Consider the following 16,173-nt stretch of genomic DNA (forward strand, 5'->3'; position numbering starts at 1 on the left):
CTTTCGCCCGCCAATCATTCAATACGGTTGTTTTATTTAAATACTATTTAATTATAGATCAGGTTACCTGCACCTTTATAGCAAAAGGCGTTGAAACTACGAATAGAACCTATCCGGGAATTTCCGGAATCACCAGCAGGATAGTTGCCGGGTTATTCTGAGTAATGCTAGGTCCTGTTTGTCCGTTCGAACGATTATTGATTTAAAACAGGTAAAATAAAATAAGGTTATTTTAAAAAAATCTTAACTAGCTTGTTTGTAATAACCCGAGTAACCGACGCAAAAGATTATTATAGCTACTTACAGGCGAATAAGCAAAAGCATTTAAGGCTTAAAACCAGATCGAGAATTATTTTTAAAATATATTTTATTTTTAGTTCTTAAAATTTTGAACTAAGTGAACTAACGCTTACCTTTGTGCCGTTAAGTAGATGTATTTAACAAAACAAATATGGTATTAAGTGAAAAACAAAAGGTGATGGTTGAAAAAGTGGGCATTTCGCACGAGATGGCCGGTATGCAACCAGCGGCTGCCCGCATTATGGGTTTGCTTTACGTAGCCGACAAGCCGGAACTCACTTTCGACGAAATTACGGACTGCCTGCAAATTGCCAAAAGCGCTACCAGCAATGCGATTAACTTGCTTTTGCAAGCCGATCACATTGAATACATCACGTACTTAGGCGATCGCAAACGTTATTTTCGGTTAAAAGTGTCGAATTGGCGGGATAGTTTTACCCGAAGAATCGAAGGCATGACCAAATTTAACGAGATTCTGCGGCAAGTTCTGGAAGTACGTACCCCGGATACGCCCGAGTTCAACAATAACCTGAAAGATCTGATAGATTTTTTAGATTTCGTGAATCAGGAACTACCTGGATTATTACATAAGTGGGAGAACCGGAATAAATAAATTTTTTTGATTTTAAAGTTCTTTATTTTCAGAACTAACTAATTATTAATTAACCAATTAAACAACGTGAAAAAACTAGTTTACCTAACCGGCTTATTGCTATTCTTATTTCAGCCGGGATTTTCGCAAACACAACCAGCGCCTGGAGCGAAGCTATCGTTACCCGAGGCTCTGAAGTTTGCGTTAGCAAATAACGAAACTATTAAAAAAGCGCAGCTCGACGAAAAAGGGGCGGAATACAAAATTAAAGAAACTAAAGGATCGGGCTTACCCCAAATTAGCGGTACTGGTACCGTAACCACGTATCCGGCCTTAGCTACCCAGTTATTACCCGGTGAGTTGGCCGGTCAGCCTGGTACGCTTATTCCGGTGCAGTTTGGTACCAAGTATAATACCAGCGGGGGCATTCAGTTGCAGCAATTGTTGTTCCGCAAATCATTCTTTATTGGATTGCAGGCCGCCCATACTACCCAGGATCTATTTGCTTTGCGCACGCAAATGAGCGAGGAAGAAGTGATTTATAACGTGAGCTCGGCTTACTTGCAATTACTGCAAACCAAAGAACAATTTGCTACCATCGATGCCAACTTTAAGCGTTTAGAGCAACTGGAAAAAATATTAACCCTCCAGTACAAAAACGATGTGGCCACTAAAGTAGAGTTAAACCGGGTAACGGTGAATAAAACCAACCTGGAAAATAGCCGGCAAACTTTAAATGCGGCTTATGACCAACAGTTAAACGCCCTGAAGTTTTTCATGGGCGTGCCCATGCAACAAATCATTGAAGTAGATGATGCGGCGGTGGTGCTGGATATCCCGATTGCTGCCCAAGACGATGCCCAAGCTATTCTGGCTGATAAAGTAGACTTTAAATTGCTGAACACGCAAAAAGACTTGTACAAGTTAAATGTGAAAAACATCAGCTCCGGTTATACCCCGTCTTTATCGGCCGTTGGTAATTACAGCTATAACGCCATGCGGAACGAGTTTAACTTTTTCGATGGCAATCAGCCCTGGTTTAAAGCAGTATCTATTGGAGTGCAATTAAACGTACCGATTTTCGACGGTTTCCAGCGAAGAAACCAAATTCGGCAGGCTCAAATAGATGTGGATAAAACCGAGCAGGATATTAGCCAGTTAACCCGCAACACGCAGATGAACCTGGAGAATGCCCGCACACAAATTGAAACCAGTTTATCGTCTATTCAGGCGCAGGAACGAAATGTGAATCTGGCGCAGGAAGTATACCGCAATACCAACGAATTGTACAAAGAAGGTTTAGCCCCGCTTACCGACGTGCTAGATACCGAAGTAAGCTTGCGGGAAGCGCAAACTAACCTGAACAGTGAAAGATTAAAATATCAAATAGCCCAATTATCTTATTTACAAGCCAAAGGCGGATTAAAAACTTTAATAAAATAGAATTACACCAAGAACAATGAAAAAACTGATTTATATTCTGGTTGCGCTGGTACTCGTGGGAGCTGTCGCGTTTAAATTAATTCAGAATAAAGAAGAAATGGCCACCGAAGCCGCGGTAGCCGAAATTAAAAGCGAAGCTATTTCGGTGCAGGTAACCGCCCCGAAAGTAGGTAAAATATATAAATCTTTTAACGCTCAAGGAAATTTCCGGCCGGTACAAACCTTAACCTTACTCTCCGAAGCAACTGGTCAGATTCAGCAAGTGTTGAAGCGGAAAGGCGACCGGGTACGCCAGGGGGAATTATTGGTGCAGGTAGAAGCCAATACGGCAAAAGCCGATTTAGCAACTATTGAAGCCAATTACGAAAAAGCCAAAAGAGATTTAGGCCGCTTCGAGAACTTAGCCTCCGGCGAAGCCATTACCAAACGCCAGTTAGAAGATGCCCGCTTACAAGTGCAAACTACCCAGGCGCAGTTAATCAACGCCCGCCAACGGGTAGCTAAAACCCGCATTGTAGCACCTATTTCGGGTGAAATTAACGAAATGTACATCGAAGTAGGTTCTTACTTAAATGCCGGAACCAAGCTGTACGACATCGTGAACGTGGATCGTCTGAAATTGAATGTGAAAGTAGACGAAGCTCAAGTGTTGTTAATTAAAAAAGGAGCTAAAGTAGAAGTAAAAGCCGATGTAAACGCCGGCCAAACTTTCCCGGGAGTAGTAACTGCTATTGCCGCTCAAGCCGATAACTCTTTGAAGTACGACGTGGAGATTGAAGTGAAAAATTCGAATGCCAATAGCTTACGCGCCGGTATGTACGGTACTGCTGCTTTTGAAATTGCCGATACCCGCGACGCACTTTTGATCCCGCGCGAAGCCATTGTGGGTAGCATTCAGGACCCATCGGTTTACGTGGTGGAAAACAATGTAGCCCGTTTACGCAAAGTAAAAGCTGGTACCATTACTCAGGATCAGGTAGAAATTGCGCAGGGCTTAAAAGCTGGCGAGAAAGTAGTACAAAGCGGCCAAATTAACCTGCGCGACGGCTTAAAAGTGAGTGTTCTTTAATTTGGGGTTTACCCGAAAACGTAAGAAAAAACAAAATGAATATAACAAAAATATCCATACAGCGGTCGACCATTGTGGTAGTGGTTTTCACCGTATTAACCTTGCTGGGGGTTGGGGCCTACAATTCGTTAAACTACGAGTTGTTGCCCAAATTCAGTCCGCCGGTACTTACTATTACCACTTTGTACCCAGGTGCTTCGCCTTCAGAAGTGGAGAACTCGGTAACTAAGGAAATTGAGGATGCGATTTCTTCCCTGGAAAACGTGGACAATATTAAAAGTACTTCCCAGGAAAGCTTCTCTATTATAGTAATTAATTTAAAACAAGGCACCAACGTAGATTTAAGTTTGCAGGATGCGCAGCGGAAAGTAAACGCTATTCTGGCCCAATTGCCCGAAGATGCCGACCCACCCGCTTTAGGTAAATTCGACTTTGATGATCTACCTATTATTAAAATGGGGGCTACTGCCAACATGCCAGCTACCGAGTTCTTCGATTTGATTGAAAATCAAATCAAGCCGCAGTTATCACGGGCACAAGGGGTAGCGCAGATTAAAATTCTGGGTGGACAGGAACGCGAAATTAAAATTAACCTGAATGCGAATAAACTGGAAGCTTACGGTATTTCGTCGCTGCAGATAATGCAAATGGTACGGAGCTCTAACCTGGACTTCCCGACTGGTGAGATTAAAGACGCGAATGGCCAAACCCAGATTCGTCTGGCTGGTAAGTTTTCTTCTTTAAATCAATTACAGAATTTAGTAATTCGGCAGGATAACCGGGGAGTGGTGCGCTTAAGCGATTTAGCTGAAGTGCAAGATTCTCAGAAAGATGTAGAAATTCTTAGCCGAATTAATTCTAAGCCTTCCGTAGGTATTACCATCCAGAAACAGTCGGATGCGAACGCTGTGGAAGTAAGTGAACAAACCCGCGCAACCTTGGCTCAACTGGAACAAACCTACGCCAACGTGGGTCTGAAATTTAACATTGCCAACGATAGCTCGCAGTTTACCTTGGAAGCCGCGGATTCGGTAATGCACGACTTGTTCCTGGCCGTTATTCTGGTGGCTGTGGTAATGTTATTGTTCCTGCATAGCTTGCGTAACGCGGTAATTGTAATGATTTCCATTCCGGCTTCTTTGGTAGCTACTTTTATCGCGATTTACCTGTTTGGTTTCTCGTTAAACCTGATGTCTTTAATGGCGATATCATTAGTGGTAGGTATTCTGGTGGATGACGCGATTGTGGTGATCGAGAATATTTACCGACACATGGAGATGGGTAAGAAACCGGCGCAAGCTGCGTACGATGGTATCCGGGAAATTAGTGCGACGGTAACTTCCATTACTTTAGTAATTGTGGTGGTGTTCGTACCATTGGCTCTATCTAGTGGTCTGGTATCGGATATTCTGCGGCAGTTTGCCGTGGTGGTAGCGGTAGCCACATTAATTAGTTTGTTTGTAGCTTTTACTTTGATTCCGTTGTTAGCTAGTCGTTTCTCTAAGTTAGAGCACGTATCTGATAAAAACTTGTTTGGTCGGTTTATTCTGGCTTTCGAGCGCTTCCTGGACCGGGTAATTGAGGTATTTGCCAGCACTTTAAAATGGGCCTTTAACCACAAAATAGTAGTTTTAACTTTAACTGTTGTGGCCTTTGTGGGTTCGGTAATGTTAATCCCAGCCGGTTTTATCGGTAGTGAGTTTATTGGTAACGGTGACCGGGGTGAAGTTAACTTCCAGTTAGAATTACCTAAAAATGCTACGGTAGAGCAAACCAATGCCGCTACTACTAAAATTGAAAATTACCTGCAAAAGTACCCAGAGATTACGCGGGTATTTACAACGGTGGGCGCTACCTCTTCGTCGCAGCAAGGTCAAAGTTCGGCTTATGAATCGGAGGTATTCGTGGCTCTGGTGCCGGTAGAAAAACGGGATTTCAGTACCGAGAAGTTTAGCCGGTTAGTAAAAGCCGAAGTAGAAAGCTTAATTCCGGGAGTGAAAGTAACGCCAGTTCCGGTTGGTTTAGTAGGTAGCTCCCAGGCTCCCATCCAGATTGTGTTGTCTGGTCCGAACCTGGATACTTTGTTGAATTTTTCGCAACGGGTAATGAACGAAGTAGTAAAAGTACCGGGCACTTCGGACGTAGAAACCTCGGTAGAAGGAGGTAATCCGGAAATAGAAGTAGCCGTGGATCGCGATAAAATGGCTAGTCTGGGCTTAACCCTGGAAACGGTAGGTGCTGGTATGCAGGTAGCGTTTAGCGGGAACACCGATGCCGAATACCGCGAAGGAACCAACAACTACGACATCAACATTCGTTTGGATGAGTTTGACCGCCGCAACGTAACCGATATTGCTAATTTAGCTTTCGTAAATAATGCCGGACAAACCATTCGTTTAGGTCAGTTTGCCGACATTAAACAATCTTCCGGTCCTTCTAAACTGGAGCGTACCGACCGGGTAACTTCCGTTAACGTGAACTCACAAGTAGTAGGTCGTCCTTCAGGTTCGGTAGGTGCTGAAATTCAGCAAAGATTAGCCGCGCTTAAAATGCCGCAAGGTGTAGGTATTACTTACGAAGGTAACCTGAAAAACCAATCCGAAGGTTTTGGTACTTTAGGAGTGGCCTTGCTGGCTTCCATTATCTTCATGTATTTGATTATGGTGGGCTTGTACGATAGTTACGTATATCCGTTTGTGGTATTGTTCTCTATTCCGCTGGCGATTATCGGAGCTTTACTGGCCCTGGCTTTAGCTTCGGAAACCTTGAGTATTTTCTCTATCCTGGGTATCATCATGATGATTGGTCTGGTAGCGAAGAACGCGATTATGGTGGTGGACTTTACAAACAAGCTGAAGTCGGAAGGGGTGCCGGTGAAACAAGCCTTGGTGGAAGCCGTGCGGATTCGTTTCCGGCCGATCTTGATGACTACCCTAGCGATGGTAATTGGTATGTTGCCGATTGCGTTAGCCGGTGGTGCCGTTGCGGCTTCTAAAAACGGTTTAGCCTGGGCCTTGATTGGTGGTTTGAGCAGTTCGATGTTCTTAACCCTGATTGTGGTACCAATTATCTACTACATCTTCGACCGGATTTTAGCTAAGTTTGGTTTAGATAAAACTACTAAGATTGAGTTGGAAGATAAAACAGTGGAAGAGCTGGAACGCGAAACCGCGGAGATGGAAGAAAAACTAATGCACGCTTAATAATTAATTTTTTAAAAAGGCGCCTACTGGCTCGTACTATTTAGAGGTGCGGTTCAGTAGGCGTAATCTTTTTATTCGGATTTGCAGTATTTACAGAAATACAGCTTGCTTTTTTGATTAATTAAGGAGACTACAGCCAGAAAATGTCCGTTCAAAAATCATAAATTTTAAAAATTTAAATATTATGGCGCTATTTATAACATGTCAATAGTAGCTCTAACAATAAAAGCGAGCTGAATTTTTAAAATTTAAAAATATTACTCATTATAAATTAAAATAATACATTAACCAGATTTGAGAGAAAGAATTTTAAACCGGGCTTTAGAACTTTTTATTTATCGGGGCATCAAAAGCACATCCATGGATGATATTGCTCAGGACCTGGGTATATCCAAAAAAACGGTATACAAATGGTTCGAAAACAAGGACCATTTGATTGAAGAAATGCTGAAAACCAATTTGTGTGGGCCTATAGAGGTAGAACAAGCAACCGAAGAAAACGCCGTAGAAGAATTTTGCAAATCGTTAAACAGCCTGATACAAAAGTTTACGGCGATTCACGTATCTTTTTTTAGCGATTTAAAAAAGTATTATCCGGCGGCGCATGAACTGTGGGAGAATTATAAAGAAGGTACTATTATTCAGCGGTTCCGGGCTAATTTTAAACGCGGCATTGAAACCGGACTTTACCGGGCTGAGCTTGATCCGGAAGTTTTAACGCAATTGTATATTAGCCAGATAGAAGGTATTTTTTACTCCGAAACTTTTCAACCGAAAAAATTTAAGCGGCTGGAAATTTACCGCTTAAATGTAAAACTTTTTGCCTCCGGCATTGTATCGGCTGCTGGTCAAAAGTTTTTGCCTGAGCTTACGGCTAAAGTAGAAGAAGTGCCTGCGCCTAAATAAATAATTTTATCTTTTCATTTTATTTTAAACTGAAGCATAGAAGTAGAATTTAAAAAAATACAACTTCTATTTTTTATTTCCTACCGAAATACCAAACGTAAAGCGAGTATCATTCCGTTGGCGGGTAGTTTCCACCACACTTTCGTAGGAGTTTTCAAAACTGCCCCGCATACTTACCCAACGGTTAATGGGTAGTTCCAGCGATATTAAAGTGCTCCAACGCACATTAGAGAAGTTGTTTAAAGCTGGTTGGTAAAAAGTAATGTGATTAATCCGGATACGATCATTTAAAAAGGAATGCTTACCTTTTAAACGCGCAGAATTTCGGATGATGGTTACCGTGGGGCGTTCCTCAAAGTTGGTTGATTCGTAAATTACCGCATTAGTAAGGGATACATCGTGGCGGCTATTCTGAATAAGACGGAAACCTACACCTGCGCCGGCCAATTGCCGCAAGTCAATGCCCCGTAAATTACTTCTCTCTATTGTACCCAAGCCAAACACGTACACCTTTCTTTTCTTAAAAACATCCACAAATAAGTCTACATACGTGTCGCGCTCGGCCAAAACCCGGTTTAAGGTACCATAAGTAAACCGCGGGTTGCTGGAGATATTAATGACCGGCCCCAGAAAAATTAATTCGGCACGCAATACCAGTAAACTACGGTTCACATTACCCCTGGAGAAATTACCATCGCCAATAAACCGGTAACTCAAGCTATCGATAATAGCCGGTCTTTTTTTAGGTAAAGCATCCGGCGCCGCTACGGCTATTACCGAATCAGACAAAATCGGGCTGGTGGGTAAATTGGTAGGTTGTTGCGCCACGGCCGGAAAGGCCATAATCACAAGAATTAATACTGGCAGGTGGTAAAATAATTGGCGAAAAGCTGTAATCATGGGGCCAATTTAAAACTAAAGGCTGATTTTTTAAAATTCTTTCTGGCCGGGGTTACTTAAAATATAAGTTGCTAAAATGATATTAAATTAATTCTGGCGATCTGATATATCTAGTTTTCTGATTCTGGAAAGCGTACTAAGTATTGTGGCATTTAATTAAATCTTGAAGGCCATTTTTAAATATAATTCTCCTGAAAACTTTTAATTAGTTTATGCCAAAAGATTAACCACAATCGGTTATAAATGAAGTAGTTGTTTTGGGATTAAAACTGCTGGCTTACAAAACAACTAATTTGATAAACGATTGTTAACTGCTAGGTTGAACTTTAATCCTAAAGTTTAGCCTTTTAAGAAGTAATTCTAATAACTACATTCTTTTAACCAGAAATTTTTTCAATTTTTTATGTAAGAAATGCCGTCTTTTTTCCGCCCTTTAATCAATTTACACGTAGTACTTGCAGGTTTAAAAATGAATAAAGGTTATATTTTATTTAAATTTGCATTATTTTTGTTATAACCAAAGTGGTTTTAATTATAATACTTGTTACAGATTTTCTGGTAAGTCTCAGATCGGCCCGCAGTTTATTTTCTGTTGTTCTTTTAATTCTTAATGCTTTTCTACAAACTAATTTAACCGGTTTATTATGGAGAAAAAGTTTATCCCTGTCTTTCCTTCTTTCTTGTTTTTAATGGCCAAGTGGTATTGTCTGCTTTTACTTGGTTTTTTTGTTTCCTGGCAAACGCAGGCAGCTAGTGATAATTCAAAAAATTTAAAAAAAATACTGGCGGGCGAAGAAGTAACTAGTCTTACTTTAATAAATTCATCTACTAAAGCTACAATCCGCACGATTACGGATGGGAGTACCATTAACTTGGCTACGCTCCCCACCCAAAATGTAAATATTCGGGCCAATACTAATCCCAAGCTGGTGGGCAGTGTGGTATTTACGTTAAGCGGCAAGCAAAGCCGGACCCAGATTGAAACCAAGTCGCCTTACGATTTATTCGGGGATAATTTAAACTGGACCCCAGCCGTTGGCAATTATACCTTAATAGCTACGCCTTACTCTGAGGGTGGGGGCGGCGGAACGGCCGGCAAACCTTTAAGCATTAGTTTTCAAATTATTAACGATGCTACTTCTAAAGATCAGGTAACCAGCTTTACCTTAATTAACTCTGCCACCAAAGCTACTATTCAAACCATCACCAATGGAGCTACCATTAACCTGACTACTTTGCCTACCAAAAATGTAAATATCCGGGCAAACACCAACCCATCGTTGGTAGGTAGTGTGGTTTTAGTATTAAGCGGCAAGCAAAGCCGGACCCAAACCGAAACCAAAGCGCCCTACGATTTATTCGGGGATAATTTAAACTGGACCCCGGCAGTAGGTGATTACACCTTAAAAGCAACGCCGTATACGGCAGCCGGTGGGGCCGGAATTGCCGGTAGCCCTCTAACAATAAATTTCAAAATTACGAACGAAGTGGTAACCAACAACGCGGCTCCGGTGGCTAACGCTGGTCCGGACAAGCAAGTTACTTTACCCACCAATTTTGTTACTTTAGATGGGTCGGGCACCGATGCCGATGGTACTATATCCACCTATACCTGGAAGCAGACTGCTGGCCCCAATACCGCTACTTTTAGCAGCAAAAACGTAGCTAATCCTACTATTAGCAATTTAATCGCGGGTAAGTATACTTTTTATCTCATTGTAAAAGATAATTTGTATACGGCTAGTAAAACCGATTACGTATCGGTAATTGTCAACCCGCAGTCGCAGTCTATTGTTCAGGTTAATTTTCAGGATCCGGCAACAGTACCACCAGCAGGTTGGGTAGCAGATTTTGGTCAGCCTTTCGGGCTAAAAAACGGTGCTAATCAAGGTACGGGGCTTACCTACGGCTGGCGAAAAAAGAGCGATAATTCGTTGCTGGATTTATCTAGTGGCGGAACCGCCGGTAACGGGCGTAACCGCGGGGTACCTTCGGATGTGCTCCGGGCTACTTTAATGCACATGCAAGCTGATGGTATTGCCGGTGCTTTTGATGGCACCAAAACCGAAGGTTACTGGGAAATGCAGGTAGAGAAAGGAATTTACGAAGTAACGGTTTCGGCGGGCGATGCCGGGGTTTATTCTTTCCCGGAAAGCCACAGCCTGAATGTAGAAGGGGCCAGCGCCATTACCAACTTTGTGCCTACTGGCGCCACCGGAGCCAGCACCCGTTTTAAATCAGCCACGGTGCAGGTAAGCGTTACCGACGGATTTTTAACCATTGATGCCAATAGTGGGGTAAATACCAAGATTAACTCGGTGCGGGTAGTGCCCTTAGCCAACGGTCCGTTTACTTACTGGTCGGCGAACGAGCAGCAATTAACTATTCAGAAAGGCACCACTACCGCTAAAACGTTTTCGCTGGAACTAAGCAATTCCTCCGAAGCGGATGATGTGCAGTACACACTTTCGGCTACTTACGATGGGGGTGTTACGCCATGGTTAAGCTTTAACCCAACGCACGCAGGCACGGAACCCAACGTAACCTTTAACTATACCGCCGCCGAAGATTTACCAGTAGGTACTTACACGGCTACGGTTCAGGCTACTGCCAATGGGTTTACCGCTGGTACAGTTAAAGTGATAGTAGCGGTGGCGGCCCCACGACCCCACGTAATTTCATCTACACCTGCCGATGGAGCCGTTAATGTAAGCGTAAATACCTCCAGTGTGGCCGCCAATAACTTGTTTGTTCCCGAAGTAGAAGATGTGAAAGGAGGGGTAGATAACAGTACCATTACCAGCAGCACCGTACAATTGCTAAAAGTGGTGGGCAATACCACTACGCAAATCCAGGGGGTAGTGCAAGGTACTGGCGGCGGCGACGCCATCAGCTTTTCGCCTACTTTTGCCTTAGAGCCGCATACCACGTACCGGTTTTTAGTAACGGATGGCGTAAAATCTTTTAGTGGCGCTCCTTTTGTGCCGTATACGGCTACTTTTACCACCGGCGATCCTATTGAGCCCGCCGAACCCATTCAGGTACAATTTACCCCAACGTCCATTCCGGGAACTCAGAATAAGAAGTATTCTTCTTTAGCCATTGGTCCGGATGACCGGTTATATGCCTTGCGGTTAGATGGTGTAATTGAACGGTTTACCATTAACCATAGCGATGGTAGCTTAACGCTTCAATCAACTATTACTACATTAACGCAGCAATTTGGAAACCGGTCGGCCATCGGGTTGGTTTTTGATCCGGCATCTACGGCATCTAACTTAATTGCTTATGTATCGCATTGTTCTTCCGGCTTAACCAAAGCGCCCGAATTTGATGGTAAAATCTCAAAGTTATCTGGTGCCAGCCTGGGTACCCACCGCTTATTAGTAGAAAACCTGCCCCGTTCGGCTAAAGACCATCTGGTAAACAGTATGGCGTTTGGCCCCGATGGAGCCTTGTATATTTCCCAAGGCAGTAATAGCTCTATGGGTGCTTACGACGGCTCGTGGCAACGTACCGAAAGCTTGTTATCGGGGGCTGTCCTGCGGCTGGATTTAGTAAAACTCGGTAATGCTACCCTGGATGCCAGAACTACTTCTGACCTGAGCGTAATCAATGCGGCCCCTTCTAATAACGCGAAAATGTCGGATGGTACCTACAATCCATATTCCAGCGCTTCGCCGCTGACGATTTATGCTTCCGGAGTACGCAACGCCTACGATTTAGTGTGGCACAGCAACGGGCAATTATACGTACCGGCCAATGGTTCGGCGGCTGGTGGTAATACTCCGGCATCTGTAGCGGGTACCCGCCGGCCCGATGGTACTTTTTACAATGGTCCGGCTGTTGCGGCTACCTCGGCTGTGCAGGTACAAAACGACTGGCTGTTCCGGATAAACCCCGCCCAAGGAGTAGGGTACTACGGGCACCCGAACCCTATGCGCGGCGAATACGTGGCTAACCGGGGTTATATTGACAATCCAAAGTACCCCAATACCATTGAAGTGGATCCGAATTACCGGGGCGCAGCCTTTAACTTTGAACTGAACCGCTCGCCGAACGGCGCCATTGAGTACAAGAGCAATGCCTTTAATGGCGCTTTAAAAGGTAAATTACTGGTTTGCCGCTTTAGTGGCGGGGGCGATATTATGGTGTTAAAACCAGGTTCTACGGTAAAAGGCAGCCTCGAAAGTGAGTATGATATTAAAGATTCGTATACCGGCGCCGGAACAACTGGTTTGATAGGTATGTCGGGTTTTATTAATCCTTTGGATTTGGTAGAAGATACAAAGAACGGGAACCTGTACGTCATTGAATTTAACTGGAACAACAACCCGAACCGTACGTCTCAAATAACTTTATTGCGGGTAAGCAGTACCTCCGAAGAAGAAGGTTACGCCACGGCTTTCCCCGAAAAAATTGTAGCTACGGAGGTAGTAGGGGTTAAAAAATCGGTGGCCTTGCGCACGGCAGTAAGTTCTAAAAAAGAGAAAGACGAAGTGCCCGATTTGCCCGACTTAACGCAGGTAACACCGCACGCGGTAACTATTTCTAATACGGGCCGGGGTAATTTACGGATCAAGAGCTTAAACATTACAGGAGATGATGCCCGGGAATTCCAGATGCTGGCCCAACCGGACGCCAAGCCGAATAAACCCATCCGCATCCGGAAGAATAGTTCGGTAACGTTTAATGTGGCCTTTTATCCAACTTCCGAAGGTGAAAAAAGAGCTAAGCTGGAAGCCGTTAGTACGAAAAAGAAACGAGGGCAGATTGCGGAAGTGGAATTGTATGGTTTAGGTATTGTTTACGAAGGTACCGATACTACTGTTGTTGATTCTACGGCCAACAACCCGCAAAGAAAAGCTGCCACCGCGCAGGTTGCTACCCCGGAAAATGGAAAAGAACCAGGCATGCAGGTATATCCAAATCCTAGCCCGGTAGGTTCTAAAATTTATATTAACCTGACTGGTTATAACAAAAAAGAAGCGGTAACCTTAAGTTTGTACGATATCAATGGCCAACTGTACCAGGCTAAAACCGTGCATACCGATAATCAAGGAAGTTCTTTGGTAGAGTTGCCGGTAAATAAAATTATGAAACCGGGCATTTATATTATGAAAGCGCGGGCTGGTTCTGGTACCCGGGAAACCAAGGTTGTACTTGAATAATTACCACGTAATTCTTATTAAAAGAGGCCCCCAGGGGCCTCTTTTTTATTGTATTTACTTCTAATTTTTAAATTTTAGCGAATCGGTAAAGTGTTCTGGCGCAACTAAAATTAAAAGATTTAAAAGAACTTGCTCAATAGTGCCCAAAACAAAGCAATTTAACCCAAACCTTACAAGTAGTGCGGCAAACAAGCCAAAAATGCAATTTTTTAAAAATTGGTAAGATTCCTGCTTGTAAAATAATGGAGTGACTGGTTTTATTATTTTGATTAATCTAAAAGTAGCAGTTTTATGCCATCTTTGGGGAGTAACTAACCGGAGCAACCAATCAGTCGTAGTGCCTTTGTAATTAAATTGCCTTTGTTCCCTGTAAAGTCTTTGTTACCTTTATACTGTTCAAGCATTCATTCTTTCATGAAAAAAAGCGTTCTTCTTTTTTTTGGTGTTTTCTTTTTCCTGATTCAAGCAAGTGCCCAGCAAGTAACCGTTCAAACATATAATCCGGCTAATCTCCAGCTTGCGTTTCCTACACAACCGGGCTGGAACTTGGTAAAAGAAGGGCAAACCCTGCAATTTGAAGTAAAAGCCACGGGTGGTACTGGTAACCGGTTTATCTATTCTCTTAACCAGGGCCGTCTGGACGACATGACTTTTGATACTTTAGGCCGTTTTTCCTGGACTCCCGGCTACGATTTTGTGGACCGCCTGGCTAAAGACAAAACCGTGCAATTGCTTTTTGAAGCCCGAAACGAAAAAAATGAACGGGTAACCCAGGTAATAGATTTAAAAGTGGAGCATGTAAACCGGCCGCCCAGCATCGGTGAGCTAAAACCATTTTACGTGCAATACGATGTAAATAACACCTACACCATCGAGTCGTCGGCGGTAAAAGACCCGGACAACGACCCGGTAATTTTCGTGCCCATTATTAACAGCATGCCCGAAGGTGCCAAACTAACCGAGCAAGGCGAATTTACCTGGAAACCCTCCAACACCCAGTTTAACCGTTTGCGTACTAATCCCATTACCCTGGAGTTTTACGTAGAAGATCAGCCCTCGAAGGCGCGCACCAAAGGCCAGTTCCGGATGGAAGTAACCCAACAAGATTTGCCGCCGAGCATTTTATTAATTCCTTCCCAAAAACGGTTCCGGTTTAAAGAAGACATGACGCTGAACCTGAAACTACAACTAAACGACCCGAATGGCGAAAACGATATAGCTACGTTTAGTTTCCGCTCCGAGAGCCCTTTGGTGCCCGCCAGCGCTTTAGTAAAAAACTCGCCCTCGCAGTACGAGTTTATTTGGCGTCCCGGTTACGATTTCGTGAAAGATCCCCTGGATTCTATTTCGTTTAGCCTGACGTTTTTTGCTATTGATAAAGCCAATAAACAACAAGAACGCACCGTTACTTTCTCGGTTTTAAATGCCATAAACGAGGCTGAAAGCGACATGAAACTGTACCAGGAATACCGCTCTTCGTTAGTAAGGACCTGGGATTTGATTGAACAGTTAAAGGTGGCCGAAAATGATTTAAAAAAGAAATACAACAAAGCCCGGAAAGGCAAAAAAGCGCGTTCGCTTACTAGTGCCACTTTAGGCGCCGGTACCGGTATTTCGCCCTTGGTAATTGAAGTGCCCAACACCACCGAAAAAATTACCACCATCGGCGGTACCCTGGTAATGACCATTGGCACCCTGGAAGCCACCGAAGTAATTGGCCGCTCCACCAAAGACCTGGTAGAACGCCTTAATTACATCATGGAAAAACGCAACGAGCTGCAAACGAAAGGCGATATTTTTGCCCGGAAATATGGTTTGCGTTCTTCGCGGCGGCGCCCCGAGTTTATCACCGACCGCGACGAGCTGGTAGCTTTATTAAGTTTACGCGGCTTGGTAGCGTTAGAACTAGATTCGAGTTGGCAAAACAAAAACAAGCCCACCAACGAAAACTTAGCTAAAACTTTTAAAGACTTTAACCCCGATAATTAACCGGCGGGCAAACAATATTAAATTCAAAAAATGGAGGCCTGCAGGGCGCTGGCCAAAGTCCAGTAAGTTTTTAAAATTTACCGGGCTTTTTCTAATATACGCTTAAGCTAATTAGTAAATAGCAGCTGGTAGAAGGTACCACTTGCCACCGGAAAAATAGACTTTAATCTTATTTGTTGAGGCTCATTCGGAAGCGTTAACGCGTGGATTTTAAAATTTTTAAAAAATCTGTATATTTTTGGAGTTATGCTCGTATAAGCATCATTATGAAACTAGTACACACTTTCCATATTCCCTTTACTGGGAAATAATCCTTTCCATTCTTTACGGGAAAACAAGATAGCTATTGTTTTATGCTCATCTGTTTTCCAGCCCTCTATTTATTACTTCCTTTTAAAAGGTAGTTAGGTTCTATTTTAGTTTTGCCTGGCGTCTGGCTGGTGTTTGCTTTATTTTGGTTAGGCCAACAGATGTAAAACGCGCTTGCGCTTAGCTCGTAGCCTGACAACCGCCTGCTACACTCACCTGTACCAATAAAGGAAATTTTTAAAATTTATTAATCTCGTAAATCACAACAAGATAGTTCTGGTGTTAGCCCCT

General features: G+C 43.4%; 8 protein-coding genes. 7 read left to right on the top strand and 1 reads right to left on the bottom strand.

What is annotated here, in order from left to right; translation table 11 throughout:
• Positions 1–478: 478 nt before the first annotated feature.
• From HUW51_RS16265 to HUW51_RS16285, 5 genes are all read left to right on the top strand, one after another.
• The gene (locus HUW51_RS16265) at positions 479–913 is read left to right on the top strand and encodes a GbsR/MarR family transcriptional regulator (RefSeq protein WP_228467050.1); all 435 of its coding nucleotides are present in this window, start codon (positions 479–481) and stop codon (positions 911–913) included.
• A 66-nt stretch (positions 914–979) separates the two neighbouring features.
• A complete protein-coding gene (locus HUW51_RS16270) occupies positions 980–2,335 on the top strand; it encodes a TolC family protein (protein WP_185270681.1) in 1,356 nt (451 codons plus the stop codon).
• A 16-nt stretch (positions 2,336–2,351) separates the two neighbouring features.
• Positions 2,352–3,404 (top strand): efflux RND transporter periplasmic adaptor subunit, encoded by a 1,053-nt coding sequence (locus HUW51_RS16275; protein WP_185270682.1) that lies wholly within the window; start codon positions 2,352–2,354, stop codon positions 3,402–3,404.
• Between the two features lie 35 nt (positions 3,405–3,439).
• Positions 3,440–6,607, top strand: a complete 3,168-nt coding sequence (locus tag HUW51_RS16280; protein WP_185270683.1) for an efflux RND transporter permease subunit — start codon at positions 3,440–3,442, stop codon at positions 6,605–6,607.
• 294 nt (positions 6,608–6,901) lie between these two features.
• Positions 6,902–7,513, top strand: a complete 612-nt coding sequence (locus tag HUW51_RS16285) for a TetR/AcrR family transcriptional regulator (protein WP_185270684.1) — start codon at positions 6,902–6,904, stop codon at positions 7,511–7,513.
• A gap of 66 nt (positions 7,514–7,579) precedes the next feature.
• Here HUW51_RS16285 and HUW51_RS16290 read toward each other — a convergent pair whose 3' ends face one another.
• The gene (locus tag HUW51_RS16290; protein WP_185270685.1) at positions 7,580–8,413 is read right to left on the bottom strand and encodes a DUF481 domain-containing protein; all 834 of its coding nucleotides are present in this window, start codon (positions 8,411–8,413) and stop codon (positions 7,580–7,582) included.
• A 644-nt stretch (positions 8,414–9,057) separates the two neighbouring features.
• On the opposite strand from HUW51_RS16290, the gene HUW51_RS16295 reads away from it, so the two are divergent.
• Together HUW51_RS16295 and HUW51_RS16300 are read left to right on the top strand one after the other, a co-directional pair.
• The gene (locus HUW51_RS16295; RefSeq protein WP_185270686.1) at positions 9,058–13,584 is read left to right on the top strand and encodes a PKD domain-containing protein; all 4,527 of its coding nucleotides are present in this window, start codon (positions 9,058–9,060) and stop codon (positions 13,582–13,584) included.
• Positions 13,585–13,998: 414 nt separating this feature from the next.
• Positions 13,999–15,573, top strand: coding sequence for a hypothetical protein (locus HUW51_RS16300; RefSeq protein ID WP_185270687.1), 1,575 nt, complete (start codon positions 13,999–14,001; stop codon positions 15,571–15,573).
• The last annotated feature ends 600 nt before the right edge of the window (positions 15,574–16,173 follow it).

The sequence above is a fragment of the Adhaeribacter swui genome (genome assembly GCF_014217805.1).
Classification (GTDB): domain Bacteria; phylum Bacteroidota; class Bacteroidia; order Cytophagales; family Hymenobacteraceae; genus Adhaeribacter; species Adhaeribacter swui.